Consider the following 400-nt stretch of genomic DNA (forward strand, 5'->3'; position numbering starts at 1 on the left):
ACTTACCGGCTTTCCGCTAACAGGGTCCTTTCCTAAGATCCTTTCCCCAACTTCCCGGTCGGCATTTTCGGCCACGTCTTTTACATGAGGATGAAAATCATTGTAGAAATCCCTCATCATCTTAGTCCACTCCTCGTTACCTTCGGCAATTTCATCAAAATCCTGCTCTACCTTGGCGGTAAAATTATAATCCAGAATTCCTGAAAAATGGTTGACAAGGAAATCATTCACCACCATTCCTACATCTGTCGGCACGAGTTTTCCCTTATCACTACCTACAGTTTCAGTAAGCTTTTTCTCATTGATTTTCTGTCCCTTCAGGGTTAGCTGTACGTAATTACGTTCGGTACCGTCCACTGAACCTTTTTCAATATAATTTCGGTTCTGGATCGTAGAAATT

At 42.2% G+C, this 400-nt stretch carries 1 protein-coding gene; it reads right to left on the bottom strand.

All coding sequences use genetic code 11. The annotated features are described in order from the left end of the window. Positions 1 to 400: DNA topoisomerase (locus HC175_RS19805; protein WP_235942705.1), on the bottom strand; the 400-nt coding region annotated here is incomplete at both ends.

It is taken from the genome of Salinimicrobium oceani (genome assembly GCF_012037645.1).